We start from the raw sequence: 22,453 nt of genomic DNA, 5'->3' as shown, positions 1-22,453 counted from the left end.
GGGTCCGCCCGCTGGCGCTCGGGGCTCCTCCAAGCTGCCGCCAGATGCCGTATATTCAGAGCAGAGGATTGTTGCTGAATGCTCTGCCGCCGTTTCGTCCTGGTTCTCATGCTCCTGGGCATGGCCGCCGCCGCGGCGACGCCGCAACGCAAGCCGAATTTGCGCGGCGAGGTGATGATCCTCGTGTATCACAACTTCGGCCCGCAGGATGCGCGCTGGACGCGCTCGTTCAGCAGCTTCACGCAGGACCTGGGGCGGCTCGATGCCGCCGGCTACCGGCCCATCACCCTGCGGCAGTACGTGAGCGGCGATTTCCAGTTGCCCGAGGGCACAACGCCGGTGGTGCTGACCTTTGACGACGGCTCGAAATATCAGATGCGCTATACCGCCTCCGGCGAGCTCGATCCGGAAAGCGCCGTCGGGCAGTGGGTGGCGTTTGCGCGCGCGCATCCGGAGTTTCCCGTGCATGGGACCTTCTTCGTGAATGCCGGGACGGACGTGTTTGGCCAGCGCGCCTTCATTCAAAAGAAGCTGCAGAAGCTGGTGGCCCTGGGCTCGGAGATTGGCAATCACACCTGGGACCACGCCAATCTCGCCAAGCTGACGCCGCCGGCGATCGAGCGCGAGGTTGGTCTCGACCAAATGCAAATCGACCGCTGGCTGCCGGGCTACCGTATGACCTCGCTGGCGCTGCCATTTGGCGTCGCGCCGCACGATGATCAGTTGGTGGTGCAGGCTGCGTGGAAAGCGGAGCGCTGGGACTACAGCGCAGTCGTGCTGGTGGGCTCCGGTCCGGCTGCGTCGCCGCTGATTGCAGGGCTGCGCACCGCGCACTTGCCGCGCATTCAGGTATTCACGCCCGAATTCAACAAGTGGATGGGGTATTTCACGCGCTATCCCAGCCGCCGCTTCGTCAGCGACGGCCATCGTCACGCCCCCGGCAGCCTGCCACGATTGACGGGCGCGGGGCCTGGCGTGGCTGCGCCACGCCACCCGCTTGACGCTCGGCCGGGCTGGGGGCCCCGGGAGCCCCAGCCCAGCCGGGTCCGCGCCCAACGGCGCGGCCCGCGCGTGCGGCCGCGGACCGCGATATACTAGCGCCCTATGGCCTACGTGATCGCCGAACCCTGCATTGGAACCAAAGACTGCGCCTGCGTCGACGCATGCCCGGTGGACTGCATCCACCCCAAGACGGATGAGGGCGACTTTGCCGAAGCCAAGCAGCTTTTCATCGATCCGGTGGAGTGCATCGACTGCGGCGCCTGCGTGCCGGTCTGCCCGGTGACGGCCATCTTCGCCCTCGACGATCTCCCCGAACAGTGGAAGGATTTCGCGGCGACGAATGCGGCGCACTTCGGCCGCTAACGCCATCGGGCAGCGGAGCCGGGGCGAAGGGGTCCCCGGCGCAGCGGATCAGCGGCCTTAGAGAGCGGGCCGTGCGGCGCAGCCGCACTGGGCGCCCGCGATCAGGCAAAGCAAGGATTTCGCGGCCACGAACGCGGCGCACTTCGGCCGCTAACGCCATCGGGCAGCGGAGCCGGGGCGAAGGGGTCCCCGGCGCAGCGATCTTGCGGCCTAAGAGAGCGGGCCGTGCGGCGCAGCCGCACTGGGCGCCCGCGATCAGGCAAAGCAAGGATTTCGCGGCGACGAACGCGGCGCACTTCGGGCGCTAAGCATCCTTCACTGGCCGAGCAGAAAACGGGCGAGCGTTTCGGCCTTGGCCGCCAGCATTTGCGCGCGCACCAGATCGCCTTGCTGCAGGGCCTCCTGCGCCTGGCGCACGTACTCGCCCGCTTGCGCGCGCGTGGCCGTGGCATTGGCGGACAGGGAGCGGCGGGACAGAACCGCCAGGTCGCGGGCGGCGCGGCCGAGCGTGGCCTGCACCTGGCCGCGATAGGCAAAGCGCTGCTGCTGACTCATGCCCGGGCTGAGTTGCGGTTGCGGTTTGTCCAGATCGGCCTGGGGCCGGAAAGCAGGCGATTCTGCGGGCGCCACACGCCGCGGCCGCCAGCGCGGCGGCGGCTCAACGTCAAGGGCGAGCGTCCAGGCCGGCGGCGGCGCAGTCAGCGGATTGAGATCGGCGGGCGGGGGCATGGGCGCGGGCGGCAGCGCCGGGAAAAACAGCGGCGGTTCGACAATGATGACCGGCGGCAGCGGCGGCGTGCGCCGGAACAGGCCGCAGCCGCTGAGCAACACCGCGCCCAGCAGGATGACGCCGACGCCGGGTCCGGCCCCGGATCCCTGGCCCCTGGCCCCTGGCCTATTGCGCATGGGCCATCTCTTCGCTGCGCAGCGGGAAGTGGAGTAGAAAACTGGCGCCCGGCTCGGCGGCGCAATCCGGCTCCAGCTCAATCGCGCCGTGATGCAGTTGCATGATGCGAGCCGCCAGCGCCAGGCCGATGCCGGTGCCTTCCGCGCGGGTGGTGAAATACAGATCAAAAATCTGGTCGCGGTGTTGGGGCGCGATGCCGGCGCCGTGATCGCGCACGCGCAGCACCGCCTGCTGCTCCTGGCGCAACACTTCCAGGCACAGCGTCTGGTTCCTGTCCCCCGGTCCCTGATCTCTGGAAGCTTCCTCCATTGCCTGCAGGCCATTATTAATCAGGTTCAGCAGCGCCTGCTCGATCAAATCGCGGTCCAGCCAGACACGCGGCCCCGGCGCCGGCGCCTGCAAATCGATCCGGATGCCTTTGGCGGCGGCATCGGCCTGCACCAGTTGCGCCACACTGCGCGCCAGCTCGCTCAGGTCGGCGGGGGCGAGCTGCAGCTCGACCGGGCGGCTGAAATCGAGGAAAGTACGCACCACGCGATCCAGCCGCTCGATGGAGTGGCCAATGACCTCGATGTGCGGCCTCAGGCCATCATTGCCCTGGCTGGCCTTGGCGCGCAGCAGATCGAGGTGGATCGCCATGGCGTTGAGCGGGTTCTTCACCTCGTGGGCGACGCCGCGCGTCAGGCGCCCCACCGCGGACAAGCGCCGCGCCAGTTCGAGCTCGCTTTCCAGCCGCGTCAGCGGTTCGGCATCCCGCAGCGTGAGCAGGGCGACGCGCTCGCCTTGCTGGTCGCGGCTCAGGTCCAGCCGCGCCAGCAGACGGCGGCCGCCGGCATGGCGCTCGCTTTCGTGCTCGCGCAGCGGCTGGCGCTGCTGTACCGCCTCGCGCACCGAGCGGTCCAGGCCGGAATCGCCCGGAAACAGCTCGGCCACCGGCCGGCCCACCAGTTCCGCCGCCGGCAGGCCGAGCAAGCGTGGCACCACAGCGCTGGCCAGCACCGAGTTGCCGTGGGCATCAAACAGCAACACGCCTTCTTCCAGTCCGCTGAGCACGTGGCTGACGTTGTCCTGCAGGGTGCTGTAAATCTGGCGCGTGTCTTCCATTTGCTGGCCCAGGAGTTCGATTTTCGACTGCACCCGTCCCAGCTCATCGCCCCGCGGGCGGTCTTGCGCGCGGCGCCCGCCGGCCATCATCCGGTCCAATTGCGCGCTGATGGCCGCCAGCGGCGCCAGCGCCAGCTCCGCCAGGCTCCAGGCCAGGGCCGTGGCCAGCAGCACGATCAACAGGCCATAAAGCAGCAGGTCGTGCATTGGCCCCAGCACCTGCTGGCGCAGCAGCACCGTATCCACGCCCACGGCGATGGTGCCCATGGGCTGGCCGGAAACTTGCGTGCTCAGATTGACGGAATAGATGGTTTCCGGACCGAGCACCGCCCGCATCTGGCGCCACAGCCCCGCCTCCATCAGCGCGCTCATGTCCGGCCGCTGCGGTTGCGCCTGCCCCTGCAGCAGTGGGTTGGAATCCATGACGACATTGCCACTGGGGGCGACCAGCGCCACGTCCCGGATGGCGCCGTTATAGCCGATGGCGCTGGCGAAGAGCGTATCGAGCGCCGGACTCTTTTGCAGGCCCTGCAGAAAAGCCTGCGGTGCCGGAGGCGTGGGCGTGCGCAGCGCCCCCGGCGCTGCGGCGCCTGTGCCCCCGGCCGCGGACCACTCCTGGCTCATCTGGTTGTAAACTTCACGCGCCAGAAAATCGGCTTGGGCATACACCGTCTGCAACTGCTGCCGCAGGCTGCCGGCCAGATAGATCAAGGTTACGGCCAGCACCACCAGCAGCACCAGGGCGGCGATGCTGAGCGTGAGTTTGGTTTTTAATTTCATTTACCAAACGCGGGCACCCGGCTCCACTCGCCGCTGCGCGGCTCGCAGAGCCGCCCGCTCCCTTCGCCTGCCGCGCGCCGGGCTGGGGGCCCCATCGCCCCAGGCCGGCGCTGATTTGCGCTTCCAGAAAATTGCTCTACTGCCGGGGTCAGACGGTCTGGCCTCTGGCCCCTGGTCCCTGACCCCTGGCCGCGTACTCCTTCAGCTTATTTTGCAGGGTTTTGAGACTAATACCTAGCTGCTCGGCGGCGCGGGTCTTGTTGTTGCCTTCGCGCGCCAGAGTGTCCAGGATCAGCAGCCGCTCGCCTTCGTCGACGGTTGCGCCTACGGGCACGCGCACGCAGCTTCCGTCCGCGCCGGCTGCGGGCGTCACGGAGCCAAAGTCTTCGGCCAGATGTCCGGGTTCCAGCCGGGTGCCCTCAGCCAGGATCACCGCGCGCTCCAGGGTGTTGCGCAGCTCGCGGACGTTGCCCGGCCAGGCGTAGGCGGCAAAGCGGTGCTGGAGCTCCGGGGCGATGCCCTGCACCGCACGCCCATGGCGTTCGTTCAATTGCCGTAACAGGGCGGTGCAGAGGGCGGGCAAGTCTTCCCGGTGCTCGCGCAACGGCGGCAGATGCAGGTGGAAGACGTTCAGCCGGTAGTAGAGGTCGGCGCGCAATTGACCTGCCGCCACCGCTTCGGCCGGCGGGCGGTTGGTCGCCGCCAGCACGCGCACATTGACCGCCAGTTCCTGGCGGCTGCCGAGGCGGCGCAGACGCCGGTCCTCGAGCACGCGCAGCAGCTTGGCCTGGGTGGCGGCGGGCATTTCGCCGATTTCGTCCAGCAGCAGGGTGCCGCCCTCGGCCAGCTCGAAGCAGCCCGCGCGCCGCTCCAGCGCGCCGGTGAAGGCTCCCTTTTCATGGCCGAAGATTTCACTTTCCATCAGGCTTTCTGGAATGGCGCTGCAGTTGATTGCAAGAAAGGTCCGGTCGCGGCGCGGACTCAGCGCATGGATCATACGCGCCACCACTTCCTTGCCGGTTCCACTCTCGCCCGTGATCAGGACGCTCGCAGTCGTGGGCGCGACTTGCCGCACCAGCGTACGCACTTGCTGGGCCATGGTGGAGGTGCCCACAAACCCGAGGTCTTCCCCGTTCTGGGATCCCACCGCAGGAGCTGCCGCCCCATCGCTGCTGCGCACCAGATCCGCCAGCCGCTGCTTCAGCTCTTCGCCATGGATGGGTTTTTCAATGTAATCATTAGCATGCAGCCGCAGGCATTCAATGACCGCTTCCTTCGAGCCTTGCCCGGTCAGCACCAGCACCGGAAGCGTCGCGTGCCGCTGCCGGATGCGCTCCAGCAACTGCAGACCGTCGAGGCGGGGCATGCGGATGTCGGTCAGTACCGCCTGCGGCTGAGTTCGCGCCAGATGCTCGAGTGCGTCGGCGCCATCGGCGGCCGTATCCACGTCGTAACCCCAGGCGTTGAGCAGTTCCGCCAAGCCCTGGCGTTCGCTGGGCTCATCGTCCACTACCAGTATGGGCACCCGCTTCATATGCCTACACTGTAGCAGTCCAAGAGAAAGGGGTGCAGAGTGGACCTCGGCATGCAAGCCTGCCTGACCAGCAGGAATCTTGGGAGATAACGTGAGTCGCTAGTGGGATGACGGCAAAATCATCCACTCTAAGGTAAATTAATCATATGTGAGGTTTCGCTGGAGCATGTGGCGGAGCGGGTGCAACCATCCCGTCAAGCCCTCTGCTCACAGTTTCTGAGTGGATCCTTTGTTCCTGATTGCGAACGGTCGCATGCGTTCGTGAAAGAGAGGTTGCTAATGAGTGCAAGTGCTTTGTGTCGCCAGACCGGAAAATCAATAGGTCTTGGCGCAATTGTGTTAGCAGTGAGCAGCGCGCTGTTGTGGGCAACGCCGCCGCCGGATAATGGCGCGGCCACTACAGCTACCGTCTCCTCTCCGGGTGCGGCGCTGGCGGCGACGCTGCCGAACCCGTTCACCTCGATGCTGGCGGCCGCCCAGGCGAACGCCGCTGCGGATCAGAATGGATTTGAAGCGAGCCAGATGCAGGGCTCGCTGCATGGCACGCCCGGACTCTGGAATATGCAGTTCGGAGAAACACTGGCGCCAGGTCAGGTGAGTGCTGGCGCCTACATACAGCGCTATTCGCGCAATCCGGGCGGCTTGGTGCTGACCGACGTGAATACCGGCTGGACGGTGGGACTGACGGATTGGCTCGAAGTGACCTTCGTGACGACACCGTATCGCCGTCTGCGGTTGACTCACCCCGAGCAGTTGACGTTTCCCTCCCGCGGCACGTTCGCCGACTTTAACCCGGTAGCGCCGTTTGCGCGCAACCCGCTACTGCATGGCTCCGGGTATTGGGGCATCGGCGCGACCATCGGCCTGCTCTCGCAGGACCGCAGCGCTCCGTTCGGTCTGGCGCTGCAGTTTGCGGAGCATATTCCCTATCAGATGAACTTTACCCAGGGGGCGCTGGTTTACGGCGTGACCACCACCGAGCCTTGGTTTGAGACAAACGTGCTGGCGGACAAGCGCCTGGGCACCGGCGGTGAGCTGGTGTTCAATGCCGGCTACCAGCACAACGGAACGGTCAATAAGGGCGGCGTGAACCTGCCGCTGCGCGACCAGTTCAATTACGGGTTTGGCGAGATTTTCCCGCTCCACAGCCGGCTGCAGGGCATCGTGGAGCTGAACGGCAGCACCTATTTCGGCGCCGGCGCTAACCCGGTCAGCACCGATACCCTCCTGGGGCAGCCCCGGCCGCTCGACCTTACCGGCGGTATCCGCTTCAATCCCATCTCCTGGATGGGCATCAACGCGGGCTATCGCTTTGCCGGCAATTCACCCACGACGAATGCCAGCGGCTTCGTGTTTGGGTTGAGTTTTGGTCCGCCGGTCAGCCATCCGGCGCCGCCGCCACCGCCGCCCACGCTGGCCTGCCAGGTCAGCCAGAGCCCGGTGCAACCGGGTACGGCGGTGCAGATTTCGTCAACCGTAACGCCGGAGGGCGAGGCCTTTACCTACACCTGGACGACCTCGGGCGGACAGATTACGCCCTCGGGCAACTCGGCCACATTGAACACCACAGGCTTGGCGCCGGGCATGTACACCATTACCGGCACCGTGAATAACGCCACCGGCCAGAGCGCGTCCTGCCATACAGAGGTTGAAGTGCGCGAGCCGCCGCAGAATCCGCCGACTGCGTCCTGCTCGGTCTCGCCGGAATCGGTGCTCCCGGGCGCAACCCTGACCTTCACCGGTACGGCCTCGAGTCCGGACAACCGGCCGCTGCGCTATCAGTGGGCGGTGGAACCGGCCAGCGCGGGGCATCTCGACAGTACGACACAGGCCACGGCCCACCTCGACACCACCGGCGCGACGCCGGGTGGCGTCACGGGACGGCTGTCGGTCACTGACGATCGCGGCTTGTCGGCAAGCTGCTCGGCGCAGGCGACGATTCAACAGCCGCCGCCGCCGCCGCAGGCTTCGCTTGCCGCGACGCTGGAATTCAAACCCAACAGCTCACGCGTCAACAACGTCTCCAAGGCAGCGCTGGATGACGTGGCGCTGCGGCTGCAGCAGGATGCCAGCGCCAAGGCGGTCATCGTCGGCTACGCGACCTCGACCGAAGTGGCGCGCCGGCGGCCGCTTTCAGCGGCAGCCACCCTGCGGCTGGCCGAAGAGCGCGCGGTGCATGCCGAGCAGTATCTGGTCAACCAGAAGGGCATTGCCAGCGACCGCATCGAAGTCCGCCATGCCGACGGCCCGCACAAGGCCGAGGCGTGGATTGTCCCGCAGGGCGCCACCTACAATGGCCCCGGCGTGGCCTTCGACGCCAGCACCATTCGGCGCTGACGCTGCGGCTCACACAACCGGGTAGTACCCCAACGGCGGCCGCGAGGCCGCCGTTGGATTCTGCGGTAAGGCATTTTCCAGGGAGCAGGATGCGCTCCGGTTTTCTACAATGACAGCAGTCATGCGTTGGCTTCGGATCACGATCGCCCTGGCGGGCTTGCTGGCCGCGCCGCTGGCGTGGGGCCAGGTTCCACCGGATCAGGCCACGCCACCGGGCGGCACCGTACGCGTGCTCGCCGCCGACCCCGTGCAGCCGCAGACGGTGCTGCTGGGCACGGCGACCGGCGCCGTGTTTCGCTCGACCGACGCCGGCCGCAACTGGCGCTTTCTCAGCCACATTGGCCGGCATGAAGATTGGGTCGTCTCCGGCCTGGTGGCCGATCGCGCCCGCCCCGGCCGCTGGTATGCGTCGCTGTGGAGCTGGACGGCGCGCAACGGCGGGGTCTTTGACTCCCAGGACGGCGGCGCGACGTGGCAGGCGCTCTGGCTGGGACACGCTGTGCGCGCGATCGCGCTCGCGCCTTCGAATGACCACATTCTGGTCGCGGCCGCGCTGGACGGAGTGTTCCGCAGCGAGGATGCCGGCGTGCAGTGGCAGCGGATTTCTCCCGCCCACAACCGCGAGCTGGAAAACGTCGAATCCGTCGCCATTGATCCGCTGCATCCGCAGGACATTTACGTGGGCACCTGGCATCTGCCCTGGAAGACCATCGACGGCGGCCGCGACTGGTGGCAAATGCGCCAGGGAGTGATCGACGACTCCGACGTGTTCTCCATCGCCGTGGATCGCGCTCAACCCACTACCATCTACCTCAGCGCTTGTTCCGGCATTTACCGCAGCGACGATCGCGGCAATCAGTTCCGCAAGATTCAGGGCATCCCCTACTCGGCGCGGCGCACCCCCGCGCTGGTGCAGGATCCGGAGCATCCGGACACCATTTATGCCGGCACGACGCAGGGTTTGTGGGTAAGCGAGGATAAGGGCGCCACCTGGAAACGCATCACGTCGCCGCAGTTGAGCATTAATTCCGTTCTGGCGCTGCCCCACCGTCTGCTGCTGGGCACCAACTTTGCCGGCGTGATCGCCAGTACCGATGGCGGCGAGAGTTTTCATCCCTCCAACCAGGGCTTTTCCAGCCGCCATGTGGCCGCAGTTGCCAACTCGCCGGACGGACGCTACCTCTCGGTTACCGGTGACCAGGCCTGGGGCGGGGTTTTCCTGCAGCGTCCGGAGGGTAGCTGGGAGCAGCTTCCCGCGCTGCCGCGGCGCGCGCAAGCCGTGGGTTTGCACTGGTCGGCTGCGGGCCTGGCGGCCGCGACCGCAGCCGGCATGGCGCTGCTGCCGCCCGGCGGCAAGCGCTGGCTGCAGGCGCCCGGCATGCCCGTCAGTCCGCTGTATGCGCTCGCCAGCGACCGGTCCGGCTCAGCCAATCTCTGGGCAGCCGGCCAGCTCGGGCTTTATCACAGCAGCGATGGCGGCCGGCACTGGGCGCTGCAGCGCAATGCCCCAGCGCCACTGTATCGCGTGCTCGCCTACCGGGATGACCACGGCCAGCAGTGGCTCTGGGTGGCCGGCGATGGCTACGTGGTGCGCAGCCGGGATGGCGGACGCCACTTCCTGGCCGGCCGCCTGTCGCTCGACGGCGCCGAGCGCGCCCGCATCAATCAGCTCGCCCTGGCGCCGAACGCGGGGGCCGGGCTGGGGCTCCCGGAGACCCCAGCCCGGCCGAGCGTCAAGCAGGTGGCGTGGCGCAGCCACGCCTGGTCCCGCGCCAAGCAATCGAGCGCGGCGGGGGCCGTCCTGCTGGCGGCTACCACCGCGGGGCTGTATACCTCAGACGATTTCGGCGCCACCTGGACGCGCAGCGGCCATGGCCTGCCTGCGGAGAATATCACCTCGGTCTACATCGAGCCGGACGGCATCTATGCCTTCGCCGGCACGGTGGGCGCGACCTTCCGCTCCCAGGACGGCGGCGCGCACTGGCAGAACGTGCACTTGGCGCCCGCGGTGGAGGCCGAAGCCCGGCTGGCGCCGGTGCTGCCGCTGCCGCCGGCCAGGGTGGCAGCCCGTGCGGGTGCGGGCCAGCCCGATTTGAATCCCTGAGGTTCGCTTTCGGAATTCCAGTTCCCATTTTGGTGCGCCCGCGTGCCGAAATGAATCCGTCCGGCGCGCAGTCCGACCTGGGAAGTTACTGACATCATTGGCTTTAGGCGCGTGCCCGATTCCGGCCGGGTTTGGCAGAGTGCCTGCATAAGAGCACGCGGAAGGAGCGCCACCGTGCCATCACCCGTCGCCGTCGTCCCTCACGTTCTCGTCGCGGACAGTCAGGAAGTCATTCGCGAAATTTGCCTCAGCGTCATTGCCCAGCTCGGGTACCGGGCTACCGGGGTCGCCAGCGGAGCCGAGGTCCTGCGCTGTCTGGAAACCGATCCGCCCAACGTACTGGTGTGCGAAGTGCAGTTGCCGGACATGAATGGCGTCGAGCTCTTGCAGCGCGTGCGCCAGAGCTGGCCGGGCGTGCCAGTGCTGCTGACCACCGCCTATGCCACCGTCGGCATGGCGGTGGAGGCGATGAAACTAGGCGCGTCGGATTATCTGGCCAAGCCCTTCGAGGTGGAGGAGCTGCGCTTGTTGCTGCAGAACTGCGTGCGGCAGGCGCTGGTGGACCGGGAGGCGCGGGGGCAGCGGCTGGCGGCGCGCGGGCCCTATGCGGCCGGCAGCCTGATCGGCGCCTCCGCGGCCATGCAGCGGGTCTTCCGGCTCATCGGCAAAGTCGCCCAGAGCCGCTATTCGGTGCTGATTCTGGGGGAGAGCGGCACCGGCAAGGAAGTGGTCGCGCGGGCGCTGCACTATACCGGGCCGGAGCGCGACCGGCCGTTCCTGCCGGTCGACTGCGGCGCGCTGGTGCCGTCGCTGATGGAGAGCGAGTTGTTCGGCCACGTCAAGGGCGCCTTCACTGGCGCCAACCAGAATCACCAGGGCCTGCTCGACGTCGCCCAGGGGGGGACGGTGTTTCTCGATGAAATCGGGGAGCTGCCGCTGGAAATGCAGGTGAAGCTGCTGCGGGCGCTGCAGGAGCGAGAAATTCGCCCGGTCGGGGGCACCCGCCGGATCAAAATCGATGTCCGCATCATCGCCGCCACCAACCGCGACTTGAAGACCGCGGTGGCTAACGGCACCTTCCGCAAGGATCTGTTCTTCCGCCTGAACGTGGTCAGTATCAAGCTGCCGGCGTTACGCGAACGCGCCATGGATATCCCCATGCTGGTGGATCATTTCCTGGAGCGCGCCACGCCGCCAGGCTCGATGCCGAAGGTCTTCAGCGAAGAAGCCGTGCAGCGGCTGCTGCGCTACGAATGGCCGGGCAACGTGCGCGAGCTGGAAAACTGCGTCGAGGCGACGCTGGCGCTGGCGGCAGGCAACCGCCTGGAAGTGGCGGATTTGCCCAGTTACTTGCAGCAAATCCGGCCGCTGAGCGCGACCGCGCATGCTTCGCCTTCGCCCATCCGGCCGATCGCGGAGATGGAGCGGGAGGCGATCTTCGAGGCACTGGCGCATGTAAAGGGCGACAAACTGCAGGCGGCGCGCCTGCTGGGCATCGGCAAGACGACCTTATATCGCAAATTGAAGGAATACGCCTTTAGCGCGGCCGAGGTCAGCAGCAGCGTGAGCCGTGTGGGAGGTGTGCAGTGAGAACGGCGCTTTTGCTGTTCACCCGCGATGCCAATCTGGAGTTGCGCGTGCGCCGGGCCTTGCCGGTGATGCGTGGCCATGAGATCGCACTTACGGCGGCCGGCTCCTGGGGCGGAGCAGCCGTGCGGCCCCCGGCGCCCGGCTGGCTGCTGGCGTTGGTGGACGTGCGGGCGGCGGGGCAAGCCGGAACGCCGCCTCCGTTCACGCAGGGCGGCACCAACCGCCCGCTGCCGCTGCTCTGGCTAGGCGAAGCGCCGCTGCTCACCGCCGGGCTGCCCGCGCCGGAGGATCTTCCCGGTCCGGTCATCGACTTTCTGGACCGCAACCTGCCGGTTTCCAAGCTGGCGTTCATCCTGCAGCAACATCTCACCGCCGCCTATTTGCGCTTCCGCCATCTGCCGCGGGAGATTCAGTCGTCCCCCGGTGAGGTCCACGTGGCCCTCAACAACGCCCTGACGGGCATCCTCGGCAATGCGGAGCTGGCGGCGGAGCTGGCGCGGGCGCCCGCCCGGCGCGTGCCACCGCCCCTGACGGAGCGCCTGGAATGTATTGTGGAGCTGGCCACCCGCATGCGCGCGCTGATGAACGCCACCGACTGGGGCGACCACGAAGCCCTGCCCGTGTCGGGCTCATAATGAGCAGGTGTTGCTCCCGGACGTGGCGCGCGACTGCTTCCAGCAAGCGCTTGCGGCGCTCGACCCGCAAATGCTGCTGCGTGCGTTCCTGCGCACTCACCCTCGGCTCAGCGCTCAACGCGATATTGTAATTGCCCTCGGCAAGGCGGCCGCTCCCATGCTCGCCGGCTGGCTCGAAGGTGCGCCCGAACCGGACGAAGCCGTGCTCGTTCGTCCCGCTGGGACGCCACCGCTGGAGGCTGCGCCGGCGCGGCTGCGCGAGTTCCTCGCCGGCCATCCTGATCCCAACGAGGTCAGCTTGCAGGCCGGGGCAGCCCTGCTGGAGGCCGCCAGCCGCTGTGCGGCAGACCCGGCCAACTACCGCCTGGTCGCGCTCATCTCCGGCGGGGGTTCCGCGCTGGCCGAAGTGCCGCTCGCCGGCGGACTCGATCACCTGCGCGAGATCAACCGGCTGCTGGTGGCGAGCGGCGCACCCATTAGGGCGATCAATTGCATCCGCAAGCACCGCTCCGCCCTCAAAGGCGGGCGGCTGGCCGCGGCGGCTGGGGGTGCGTGCCAGATCAGCCTGGTCCTGTCCGATGTTCCGCATGACGCCTGGGCCGACGTGGCTTCGGGCCCGACCTGCCCCGATGGGACCACCCAGGCCGACTATGAGGCCGCGTGGCGGCGCTGGCTGCCCGGGGAACCCGAGCTGCACCCAGAAACGCCCAAGCCCGGCGATGCAGCGTTTGCGCAGGCCGAGTGGCACTGCCTGGCCGACAATTACGACGCCTGCAAGGCCCTCGCCGCGGCCGCGCGTGCCGCCGGCTTCGATCCAGTAGCCGTGGACCACGGGGCCGATGAGATGGAGGAAGCCGAGGCGGCCGGGTATCTCCTCGGGCGCTGGCGCGCGTTGCAGGCGGCGCAACCGCGCGCCTGCCTGATCGCGGGCGGGGAAGTGCGCGTCCGCCTCCCGGGCGATCACGGCCGCGGCGGCCGCAACCAGCAACTGGCGCTGCGTATCGCGCTGGCGCTTGAGGGTCAGCCCGGCTGCTTTCTGTCCGCCGGCACGGATGGTGTCGATGGCTCCAGCGACGCCGCCGGCGGCTGCGCCGATGGCACAACCGCGGCCCGCATCCGCGCTGCCGGCCTCGATCCCATCGCGCACCTGCGCCGTCACGATGCCCACCCGGCGCTGGCTGCCGCCGGCGCGCTCATCCATACCGGCCCGACCGGCAACAATTTACGTGACCTGCGCCTCTTCCTTCCGGCGTAGCTTAGACTGGCGGCATGCGGCTCGCTAAGGACGTGCAGTTCGGCTGGCGCTGGTTGCGGCGTTCGCCTGCCTTCACCGCCGTCGCGGTCCTCACCATGGCGCTCGGTATCGGCGCCAATACCGCCGTGTTCAGCGTGGTGAACGCTGCGCTGCTGACGCCGCTGCCCTACACGCATCCGGGCCAGTTGGTGTCGCTGGGGTCGACGCAGCAAACGCCGGGCATTTTTCCGGTGTCCGGCCCGGATTTCCGCGACTGGCAGCGCCAGGCAAAATCGTTCCGTGGCATGAGCCTGTACGAATCTCCGGTGCTGGCCAGCCTGCTCGGGCGGGGCGCGCCGCAAGAGCTCCAAGCCGGCCATGCCGAGCGAAATTTCTTTGAGGTGCTCGGCGTCACGCCGGTGCTGGGCCACACCTTTCGGCCCGGTTCGCGCCAGGCAGTTGCACTGCTGAGCTACGGGTTCTGGCAGAGTGAGTTCGGCGGCAGTCCCAACGTCGTTGGCCGCAGCCTCGCGATCAACGGAGCGCAATACACTGTCATTGGCGTGTTGCCGGCCAGCTTCCGCTGGCAGTCGCGGCTGCAGGTCTGGGTTCCATTGAACCTGGAGGCGGCGATGCTGGGCCGTCGCGGCTGGTACTCGTTTCACGCCATCGCCCGCTTACAGCCGGGTGTCACGCTCGCACAAGGCCAAGCGGAGCTGAGCGCGCTGGCCGCGCATCTGGCGCGGGAGTATCCCGTCACCAATCATGGCATCGGCATTCGAGTGCTCGCGCTGCGGCACGATTTTCTCGGTGCGGGCGAGCGCGCCGCGCTGCTCACGCTGCTGGCGGTGGTCGGTCTGGTGCTGCTGATCGCCTGCGCCAATCTGGCGAGCATGCTGCTGGCGCGCGGCCTGCGTCGGCGAAAGGAAATCGCGGTGCGGCTGACGCTGGGCGCCCGGCGCGGCCAGATTGCCGCGCAGTTGCTGACCGAAGCGGTGCTACTCGCTGTGCTGGGTGGCATCGTGGGCACCGCCCTCGCCTGGATCGCGTTGCGCAGCGTGCTCGCACTGCCGGCGTTGGCCATGACGCAGCGGCAACCCGTACACATGAGCCTCGCGGTGTTGGCGTTTACCGCGATCGCGGCGCTCGTCAGCGGCATCCTCTTTGGCCTCGTGCCCGCCTGGCAGCTTACGCGCGCCGGCATGCAAAGTGAACTTGCGGGCGCGGCGTCGGCCGCGGGCGGGCGCGGACGGCTGAGTCATAGCCTGATCGTCGCTGAGGTGGCGCTGTCGATGGTGCTGCTGGTGCTGGCGGGCATGTTCCTGCAGAGCTTCGCGCGCATGCGTTCCCGCTCGTTGGGCATCAACCCGAGCCACTTGCTCACCATGCAGTTGGCCTTCAGCGGATTTCATGGCGTCAACGGGATCGATACCTTTGGCCGGCAATTCCTGCAGCGTTTGCAGGCCCGGCCGGGCATCGAGGCCGCGAGCTTTGCCAGTGAGCTGCCGCTTGAAGGCGGCCGCAACAACGGCTGGCCGGTGCTGGCGAACCACGCCGGGCCGGTGCATGTGCTGGTCGAGGGCGACCGCGTTTCGCCTGGCTTCTTCCGCACCATGCAGATGCCGCTGCTTGCCGGATCGCTCTACACGCCCGCGCAACTGCAGGCCTGGAGGCAAGCGGCGCCGCGGTACTGGTCGCAACACGGAACGGCGGCGGGTTTGGCGCTCGACCGCTTCCACCTCTCGCTGGTGGTCAATCAGGCCTTCGCGCAAACGCTGTTTCCCGGTCAGAACCCCATTGGTCAGCGCTTCCGCGACGATCAATACAGTCCCTGGGTGAGCATCCAAGGTGTGGTCGGCAACATGCCCGTCCTCGGCGCGCGCGAAACCAAACCCATGCCGGAAGTCTTCTTCCCCGTGCTCTCCCTGCCTTATCTGCTGGTGCGCAGCCGCCTGGCGCCGGCGGCCGTCGTGGCCGAGGTTCGCGGCGTGCTGGCGCAGATGCAAGCGCCGCTGCCAGTCTTCCACGTGCGCACCATGGCCGCGATTGCCGGCCAGGCGAGCGGCGGCGCTGCGCTGCAGAGCGGTCTGATGGCGGCGTTCGCCGCGCTGGCGCTGCTGTTGGCGGCGGCGGGAATTTATGGCGTGATGGCGTACCTGGTCGCCGGCCGCCGGCAGGAAATCGGCGTCCGCATGGCGCTCGGCGCTGATGGCGGCGCGGTCGCGGCACTGGTGCTGGGCGGCTGCCTGCGTCTGGCGATTGCCGGCGTAGCGATTGGCGCTGTGGCCGCGGTGCTGGCGCAGCATTGGGTCCGCAGCCAGCTTTATCAAGTGCCGGGTGTCAGCGTTGGCCTGATGGTTCTGGCCGCGGCGGTGCTCATCGCGGCGAGCCTGCTGGCCAGCTATGTGCCCGCACGCCGCGCCGCTGGCACCGACCCGGCGCAAGTGCTGCGTGCACACTAACGCTCAGCCCACCAGGTGGCCGAGCTTCTCGCGCTTGACCTCGAGGTACTGGCGCGCCTGGGCGGAGAGCGCATCCGGCTCGCAGGGCACGCGCTCGACAACCGTGATGCCGGCATCCTCAAGCGCCCGGACTTTGTCGGGGTTATTCGACAGCAGGCGCACGTGCGTGAGGCCCAGATGCCGCAGAATCGCCGCCGGCAGGGTGTAATCGCGCGCGTCGGCGGCGAAGCCCAGCCGTTCGTTGGCCTCGACGGTATCGGCGCCGGCATCCTGCAGCGCGTAGGCGCGCAGCTTGTTGATGAGCCCAATGCCGCGGCCTTCCTTGTCTTCGTAAATCAGCACGCCATTGCCTTCGCTCGCGATCGCCGCCAGCGCCAGCTCCAACTGCTGCCGGCAGTCGCAGCGCAGCGAGGCGAAGACGTCGCCGGTCAGGCATTGGGAGTGAATGCGCACCAGCGGCACCGCCGCCGGCTTCTCCGCCAGCCGCAGCGCCACCGCGCTTTCTGCGCCCAGCTCGAAACCCAGAATGCGGAAATGGGCCCAGCGTGTGGGGAAATCGGCTTCGGCGGCAAGCTGGAGGGCGTCAGGCAACACAGTTCTGCTTTAATTATAGGGAACTCGCCCGCGCCGGGACATGGATCGTCTCCTCTTCATCACGCTGCTGCTGAATCTGGCGGTGATTGCCGCAATCGCCGCCGTGCTGGTGCGCTCGGTCGCCTTCCAGCGCTGCCTCTACGCCGAACACCGGCGCTGGCGCGAGCGCCTGGCCTTCACGCTCTTCGTTGCCCTGCCGCTGATGGGCGGGGTCTGGATCCGGCTCGCGGTGCCATCCTTCCACGCCGCCGATGTCAGCCTCGCGGGCGCGCTGTTGCTGGGCCTGATGGGCGGCTACCGTGCCGGGCTGTTGGGCGGCGCCATCATCGCCTTCCCCGCCGCCGTGGTCGGCCATGAATGGCTGACGCTGCCGTTGCTGCTGCTGGCGGGCTGGGTCGGCGGCCTGCTGCGCCACGCCGCGCCCAACCTGGAGGAAGTTTGGGCGTTTTCGCCGTTTATCGATCTGGAGCTCTGGCGCTGGCTGCGCAATCGCCTCAACCGTCCCTTCCGCGACTGGCAGGCGCTGGTGTTCGCGCTGGTCATCGCCTGCACGCTGCTCGAACTGGAACTGCAGCGCCTGGCGCCGGACGCCTTGTTCGCGCCTCAGCCCGGCAATTTCTGGACCGTGGTCGCGGTGGTGGTGACCAATATTCTGGCGCTTGCCATCCCCATCAAGATCTGGGCCAATACCCGCATGGAACGCAAATTCCAGGCGCAGCAGCGCTTGCTGGTGCAGGCGCGCCTCGATGCCCTCACCAGCCAGATCAATCCGCACTTCCTGTTCAACACGCTGAACTCGGTAGCCTCGCTGGTGCGTTTCGATCCCGACACGGCGCGCGTGCTCATCGTCAAGCTGTCCAACATTTTGCGCCGCATGTTGCGCAAGCATGAGAGCTTTCTGCCGCTGCGCGACGAAGTCGCCTTCATGGACGATTACCTCGACATTGAAATCGTGCGCTTCGGCCCGGAGAAGCTGCGCTTTGAAAAAGTTATCGAGCCGGATATGCTCGACCGCCTGGTTCCGAGCATGCTGCTGCAGCCGGTCGTCGAAAACTCCATCCGCCACGGTCTCGCGCCCAAAGTCGAGGGTGGCTGGGTGCGCCTGCGGGCGCGCCAGGGCTGGCGTCATCAGCACGAGGTGCTGGAACTCGAGGTGGAGGACAACGGCGTCGGTCTGCAAACGGGCCCGCCGGTGGCTACCTCCGAACCGGGCCACGGCATCGGTCTCGCCAACGTCCGCGAGCGCCTGCGGGTGCTTTACGGCGACACCGCGCAAATGGAAATTCGCAGCCGCCCGGAGGAAGGCACGCTGGTGCGTTTCGTCCTGCCGCGGGTAGAACTCGGGGCGCCGGATATCCTCAGCGATACCCAGCCGCCCGCCGGTGTTTCCGCGCCGCTGGCCCCCGGCCCCTGACCGCTGGCCCCTGCTCTTACGCCTTCGGTCCCGCCGCCGTGATCTCGGCCGGCACACCCTCAAACTGCTTGAAGTTTTCACGGAACAGTTCTGCCAGGTGCCGGGCGGCCTTGTCGTAGGCGGCGCCGTCTTTCCAGGTGTTGCGCGGATTCAGCACCGAGGCCGGTACGCCGGGCACGGCGTCTGGAATCGGCAGGCCGAAGACCGGATCGGCGGTATAGCTGGCGTTGTCCAGTTTACCGGCGAGCGCGGCGCGCACCATGGTGCGGGTGTGGTCGAGCGACATGCGTTTGCCGGTGCCGTAGGCGCCGCCGGTCCAACCGGTGTTGATGAGCCAGCACTGTGCCTTGTGCTGCCGTACGCGCTCGCCCAGCATGGTGGCGTAGGTGCGCGGAGGCAGCGGCAGGAACGGTTCGGCAAAACAGGTGCTGAAGGTCGCCTTGGGCTCGGTGACGCCGGCTTCGGTGCCGGCCAGCTTGGCGGTGTAACCCGACAGGAAATGGTACATCGCCTGCGGCACCGTCAGCCGCGCGATCGGCGGCAGGACGCCGAAGGCATCGGCCGTCAGCAGGACCACGTTTTTCGGATGCGGCCCGCGCGAGCTCAGAATCGCGTTGTCAATGTACTCAATCGGATACGCCGCGCGCGTGTTTTCCGTCAGCGACTGGTCGTCGAAATCGGGAATGCGCGTCGCCGGGTTGAGCACCACGTTTTCCAGCACGGTGCCGAAGCGGATGGCGTTCCAAATCTGCGGTTCGCCTTTCTCCGACAGGTGAATGCACTTGGCGTAGCAGCCGCCCTCGAAGTTGAACACGCCGTTCGAACCCCAGCCGTGCTCGTCGTCGCCAATCAGGCGCCGTTCCGGATCGGCCGACAGCGTGGTCTTGCCCGTGCCCGACAGACCAAAGAAGACGGCGGCATCGCCCTCGGGTCCGACGTTGGCCGAGCAGTGCATCCCCAGCACGCCGCGCTGCGGCAGCAGGAAATTCAGCACCGAAAAGATCGACTTCTTCATCTCGCCGGCGTAGTAGGTGCCGCCGATCAGAATCAGCCGCCGGGTGAAGTTCACCAGAATGTAGGTGCCGGTTTTGGTGCCATCTTCCGAGGGCACGGCGCTGCAGCCGGGCATGGAGACGATGGTGAAATCCGGGCTGAACGACTTGCGCTCCTCCGCCGACGGCCGCAGGAACAGATTGTGGACGAACAGATTGTGCCAGGCCAGCTCGTTGACCACGCGCACCCGCAGCCGGTAGGCCGGATCGCCGCCGCCATACAGATCCTGCACGAAGACTTCGCGGCCTTTGACGTAGCCGGCCATGCGCCGGCGCACCTTCTCGAACGACTCCTCGCTGATGGGCTGGTTCACCGAACCCCAGGCGACCTTATCTTTCGTCAGGTCGTCTTTCACGATGAAGCGGTTGGGAGGTGTGCGGCCGGTGAACTTGCCGGTCCTGGCCGTGACTGCGCCGCGGGCGCTGAGCTGCGACTCCTTGCGGATGAGGCTGTGTTCAATGAGAGCGGCGGGCGCGAGATTGGCGATCGGGCGGGCGTCGTCGAGTTCCGGAAAGCCGGGAACGGTTTCAACGGGTGCAGTGGCCATGAGGCAGCATATCCTTTCTTCTCAGAATATTTTATAACCAAACGTCCCGCCGGCGTGAACCTATCGCGCCGCGACGCTATTTTACGCGTTCCAGGTACTCGCCCTCGGTGGTGCCGACGCGGATCTTCTCACCGGTTTCAATGAACGGGGGCACTTGGACCACCAGGCCGGTCTCCAGAGTTGCCGCTTTGGTCACATTGCTTACCGTGGCGCCCTTGAGTCCTGGCTCGGTCTCGGTCACCTCCATGTCCACCGTCTGTGGCAGCGACACCGACACCGGTTTGCCTTCGTAGAACTCGACGCTGATCTTCAGATTCGGAATCAGGTAGTTCACCGCGTCGCCCAGGGTGTCGCGGTTGAGATGCGTCTGTTCGTAATTCTCGGTGTTCATGAAATAGAACGCATCACCGTCGTTGTAGAGGTACTCCATTTCCATTTCATCCAGCGTGGCGCGCTCGACCTTGTCGTCGGACCGGAAGCGGTGCTCGATCAGCCCGCCAGTGCGCAGATTGCGGATCTTCGCTTGCACGAAGGCGCGCAGGTTGCCGGGCGTGCGGTGGGTAATGCTGAAAACGGAATGCAGTTCGCCGTTGTGGATGATCACCATCCCCGGCCGCATCTGGTTGGCGGAAAAAGCCATGAAAACGCTCCTGAATAGGGCTATCAGCGTTCAGCTATCAGCGTTCAGCTTGGGGCGCGGAGACCGGACGGTTCCGCTGAGAACTGGCAACTGGCAACCGAACCCCTATTATGCCAGCCCCGGCGCGGCTTCCGCCAGCCTATTGACTGGCGGGTACTGTGCTAATTTGCCGGGACGCTGCCAAAGCCGCGACCGGGCGGGACGCCGGTTCATCCATTGGGCGGGGGTGATTCTTGTTCCGCCACATCTTCATCCCATTCGTCGCTTGGATAGCCCTTGGCGTCCTCTGTCCGGCTAGCATGCCAGAATCTCGGGTCAATACTACCGTCGTACCGGAGTTTCATCCGGTAGACAACCGTATACCTAATTTTCTGTCCCGGATTGAAGACATCATCGTAATCGGCGGAAACAATCGCGTTCTTTGGCACGCCGCTGCTGCTCCTAAACACGGAGATTTCGGATGGCGAGATGTCGTAGTCAATCTCAAACTCTATATGTTGCATCGGCGGTATGGCGCAAGCCGCTTGGTCGCGCGTTATCGTCATCGGATTGATCCTGGCCGATATTGTGTGAAAACTCATGAGCGCATCAGTCCGATTGCAGACACGGAATTGGATTCTGACCGTCGCTGCCACGTTCCCCCGAGGCGGTCGGTTAAGCACTATCGCGTTCCAGCCCTCCACGGAGAACCATTGTTGTGCCATAGCGGCCTGCGCTCTAGCTGCGAGCAGCGCAGCGTCGGCATTCCCCTTTGCGGCCTCTGCGGCAATTCGCAAATGAGTAGTCTGCCGCCGCATGCTCAAACCCTGTCGCTTGATCGCTTCCAGGGTGCTGGCGGCTTCGGTTCTCGCGTTAGCGGCGTCGCTCCTAGCATCAGCAGCTTGCCCTTCCATGATGTTGGCTTGACGCTTGATGGCCCGCAGCATCCGCCAAGCGATTATGGTGTAGGCGATTGTGACCCACACGATCATCCATGCTGGCTGGAAATACCATGGCCAAGTATCGTAGTTGGGCTCACGCTTCTGTGCGGCGGTGTCTGGTTGGCTGGTTGGTGCGGTGACGCTTGGGTTGACAACCGCCGTATGGGATGGCGCTGGCTTGGCCTGTTCGGTGGCTACTTTATCGCCTGTGCTGGCGCTGGGCTTCTGGGCGGCGGCTGGTCCCTGCCAAAGCCACGATACGAGCAACACGCCGGTAGCCAGCAACCTCATATCGGGAAAAGTGTACTACACAAACCATTGACTTCGCCTGATTGTTGTAATACGTTTATTGCTAGGGATTGCGCTATGGCAAACGTCCTCAGCACTGACAAGCAAAACGTCATCATCGGCGCGTTGGCGGAAGGTTCCAGCATTCGCGCCATTGAGCGCATGACTGGCGTGCATCGGGATACGATCATGCGACTAGGCGTGCGGGTCGGTCAGGGCTGCGCGGCGCTGATGGATGCCAAGATGCGTAACCTGAACTGCCGTCATCTCCAATTCGATGAGATTTGGGGATTCGTCGGCAAGAAGGCAAAGAACGTGGTCGCTGGCGATAGCCCGGAGGTTGGCGACGTCTGGACGCTCTGCGCGATTGACTCCGATACCAAGCTAGTTCCGGCGTTCAAGGCGGGCAAGCGGGATTCGGACACGGCAGATGCCTTCTGCGCTGACGTTGCCGCCCGGATGCGCAACCGCGTCCAGATTTCTAGCGGTGCTCTCCGCGCCTACGTAGAGGCCATCGAACACGCCTTTGGAGCCAATGCCGACTTCGCGCAGATCGTAAAGAGCTACGTGAACAGCGATGAGCGTAACGCAGACCGCCGCTACAGTCCCGCCGAGTTCGCCATCGTCGAAAAGAAGGCGGTCATGGGTAGCCCGAACATGGCGGAGGCGTCTACCAGCTATATCGAGCGGCAAAACCTCACCATGCGCCAGCACATGCGGCGGTTGACCCGTCTGACGCTTGGATTCAGCAAGAAGCTTGAGAACTTTGAGGCGGCGGTGGCCCTGCACTTCGCCTATTACAACTTCGTGAAGCGCCATTCCACGATCCGCGCCACGCCAGCGATGGCGGCGGGGATCGAACGGGACTTCTGGTCTGTTCCACAATTGATCGAGGCTTCCATATGACCACGCAGATTAAACGTTACGTTCAGCTTGCCGACGTTA

Annotated in this window: 16 protein-coding genes; 10 read left to right on the top strand and 6 right to left on the bottom strand. The window is 66.2% G+C overall.

Annotation, left to right across the window (positions count from 1 at the left end; translation table 11 throughout):
- The first annotated feature begins 78 nt into the window (after positions 1-78).
- Both EPN33_05065 and EPN33_05060 read left to right on the top strand, forming a co-directional pair.
- Positions 79-1,098 carry a hypothetical protein gene (locus tag EPN33_05065; protein TAN23518.1) on the top strand — a complete coding sequence of 340 codons (1,020 nt, stop codon included), beginning with the start codon at positions 79-81 and terminating at the stop codon, positions 1,096-1,098.
- Between the two features lie 6 nt (positions 1,099-1,104).
- Complete coding sequence (locus EPN33_05060) at positions 1,105-1,365, top strand: 4Fe-4S dicluster domain-containing protein (protein TAN23517.1); 261 nt, start codon at positions 1,105-1,107, stop codon at positions 1,363-1,365.
- Between the two features lie 315 nt (positions 1,366-1,680).
- Here the strand turns inward: EPN33_05060 and EPN33_05055 are convergent, their stop codons facing one another.
- From EPN33_05055 to EPN33_05045, 3 genes are all read right to left on the bottom strand, one after another.
- On the bottom strand, positions 1,681-2,271 hold the full coding sequence (locus tag EPN33_05055; GenBank protein ID TAN23516.1) for a hypothetical protein: 591 nt from the start codon (positions 2,269-2,271) through the stop codon (positions 1,681-1,683).
- Positions 2,261-4,156: a PAS domain-containing protein gene (locus EPN33_05050; GenBank protein TAN23515.1), complete on the bottom strand. Its 1,896-nt coding sequence runs from the start codon at positions 4,154-4,156 to the stop codon at positions 2,261-2,263. Before EPN33_05050 ends, EPN33_05055 begins: the two co-directional genes overlap by 11 nt.
- Positions 4,157-4,304: 148 nt before the next feature.
- On the bottom strand, positions 4,305-5,690 hold the full coding sequence (locus tag EPN33_05045; protein TAN23514.1) for a sigma-54-dependent Fis family transcriptional regulator: 1,386 nt from the start codon (positions 5,688-5,690) through the stop codon (positions 4,305-4,307).
- 279 nt (positions 5,691-5,969) lie between these two features.
- On the opposite strand from EPN33_05045, the gene EPN33_05040 reads away from it, so the two are divergent.
- From EPN33_05040 to EPN33_05015, 6 genes are all read left to right on the top strand, one after another.
- On the top strand, positions 5,970-8,027 hold the full coding sequence (locus tag EPN33_05040) for a PKD domain-containing protein (protein ID TAN23513.1): 2,058 nt from the start codon (positions 5,970-5,972) through the stop codon (positions 8,025-8,027).
- A 109-nt stretch (positions 8,028-8,136) separates the two neighbouring features.
- A complete protein-coding gene (locus tag EPN33_05035; GenBank protein TAN23512.1) occupies positions 8,137-10,131 on the top strand; it encodes a hypothetical protein in 1,995 nt (664 codons plus the stop codon).
- A 174-nt stretch (positions 10,132-10,305) separates the two neighbouring features.
- Entirely contained in the window at positions 10,306-11,721 is a 1,416-nt protein-coding gene (locus EPN33_05030) for a sigma-54-dependent Fis family transcriptional regulator (protein TAN23511.1), read from the top strand.
- Positions 11,718-12,356 (top strand): hypothetical protein, encoded by a 639-nt coding sequence (locus EPN33_05025; protein ID TAN23510.1) that lies wholly within the window; start codon positions 11,718-11,720, stop codon positions 12,354-12,356. The genes EPN33_05030 and EPN33_05025 overlap by 4 nt, the downstream gene beginning before the upstream one ends.
- Positions 12,357-12,363: 7 nt before the next feature.
- Positions 12,364-13,611 (top strand): DUF4147 domain-containing protein, encoded by a 1,248-nt coding sequence (locus tag EPN33_05020; GenBank protein ID TAN23509.1) that lies wholly within the window; start codon positions 12,364-12,366, stop codon positions 13,609-13,611.
- Positions 13,612-13,625: 14 nt separating this feature from the next.
- Complete coding sequence (locus tag EPN33_05015) at positions 13,626-16,052, top strand: ABC transporter permease (protein ID TAN23508.1); 2,427 nt, start codon at positions 13,626-13,628, stop codon at positions 16,050-16,052.
- A 3-nt stretch (positions 16,053-16,055) separates the two neighbouring features.
- Here EPN33_05015 and ribA read toward each other — a convergent pair whose 3' ends face one another.
- On the bottom strand, positions 16,056-16,643 hold the full coding sequence (gene ribA / locus EPN33_05010; GenBank protein ID TAN23528.1) for a GTP cyclohydrolase II: 588 nt from the start codon (positions 16,641-16,643) through the stop codon (positions 16,056-16,058).
- A gap of 43 nt (positions 16,644-16,686) precedes the next feature.
- Between ribA and EPN33_05005 the strand changes: the two genes are divergently transcribed.
- The gene (locus EPN33_05005) at positions 16,687-18,060 is read left to right on the top strand and encodes a sensor histidine kinase (protein TAN23507.1); all 1,374 of its coding nucleotides are present in this window, start codon (positions 16,687-16,689) and stop codon (positions 18,058-18,060) included.
- Positions 18,061-18,076: 16 nt separating this feature from the next.
- Here the strand turns inward: EPN33_05005 and pckA are convergent, their stop codons facing one another.
- Together pckA and efp are read right to left on the bottom strand one after the other, a co-directional pair.
- On the bottom strand, positions 18,077-19,660 hold the full coding sequence (gene pckA / locus EPN33_05000) for a phosphoenolpyruvate carboxykinase (ATP) (GenBank protein ID TAN23506.1): 1,584 nt from the start codon (positions 19,658-19,660) through the stop codon (positions 18,077-18,079).
- 76 nt (positions 19,661-19,736) lie between these two features.
- Complete coding sequence (gene efp, locus EPN33_04995) at positions 19,737-20,300, bottom strand: elongation factor P (GenBank protein TAN23505.1); 564 nt, start codon at positions 20,298-20,300, stop codon at positions 19,737-19,739.
- Positions 20,301-20,533: 233 nt separating this feature from the next.
- Here efp and EPN33_04990 point away from each other — a divergent pair, with 233 nt between their 5' ends.
- Complete coding sequence (locus tag EPN33_04990) at positions 20,534-22,414, top strand: hypothetical protein (GenBank protein TAN23504.1); 1,881 nt, start codon at positions 20,534-20,536, stop codon at positions 22,412-22,414.
- The last annotated feature ends 39 nt before the right edge of the window (positions 22,415-22,453 follow it).

The sequence above is a fragment of the Acidobacteriota bacterium genome, assembly GCA_004299485.1.
In the GTDB taxonomy this organism is placed as follows: domain Bacteria; phylum Acidobacteriota; class Terriglobia; order Terriglobales; family SCQP01; genus SCQP01.
This window is presented reverse-complemented; position numbering and strand designations above follow the sequence as displayed.

Coding starts and splice junctions, on each gene's coding strand:
- EPN33_05065 (TAN23518.1), top strand. CDS start 79: ATGCTCTGCCGCCGTTTCGTCCTGGTTCTCATGCTCCTGGGCATGGCC.
- EPN33_05060 (TAN23517.1), top strand. CDS start 1,105: ATGGCCTACGTGATCGCCGAACCCTGCATTGGAACCAAAGACTGCGCC.
- EPN33_05055 (TAN23516.1), bottom strand. CDS start 2,271: ATGCGCAATAGGCCAGGGGCCAGGGGCCAGGGATCCGGGGCCGGACCC.
- EPN33_05050 (TAN23515.1), bottom strand. CDS start 4,156: ATGAAATTAAAAACCAAACTCACGCTCAGCATCGCCGCCCTGGTGCTG.
- EPN33_05045 (TAN23514.1), bottom strand. CDS start 5,690: ATGAAGCGGGTGCCCATACTGGTAGTGGACGATGAGCCCAGCGAACGC.
- EPN33_05040 (TAN23513.1), top strand. CDS start 5,970: ATGAGTGCAAGTGCTTTGTGTCGCCAGACCGGAAAATCAATAGGTCTT.
- EPN33_05035 (TAN23512.1), top strand. CDS start 8,137: ATGACAGCAGTCATGCGTTGGCTTCGGATCACGATCGCCCTGGCGGGC.
- EPN33_05015 (TAN23508.1), top strand. CDS start 13,626: ATGCGGCTCGCTAAGGACGTGCAGTTCGGCTGGCGCTGGTTGCGGCGT.
- EPN33_05005 (TAN23507.1), top strand. CDS start 16,687: ATGGATCGTCTCCTCTTCATCACGCTGCTGCTGAATCTGGCGGTGATT.
- pckA (TAN23506.1), bottom strand. CDS start 19,660: ATGGCCACTGCACCCGTTGAAACCGTTCCCGGCTTTCCGGAACTCGAC.
- efp (TAN23505.1), bottom strand. CDS start 20,300: ATGGCTTTTTCCGCCAACCAGATGCGGCCGGGGATGGTGATCATCCAC.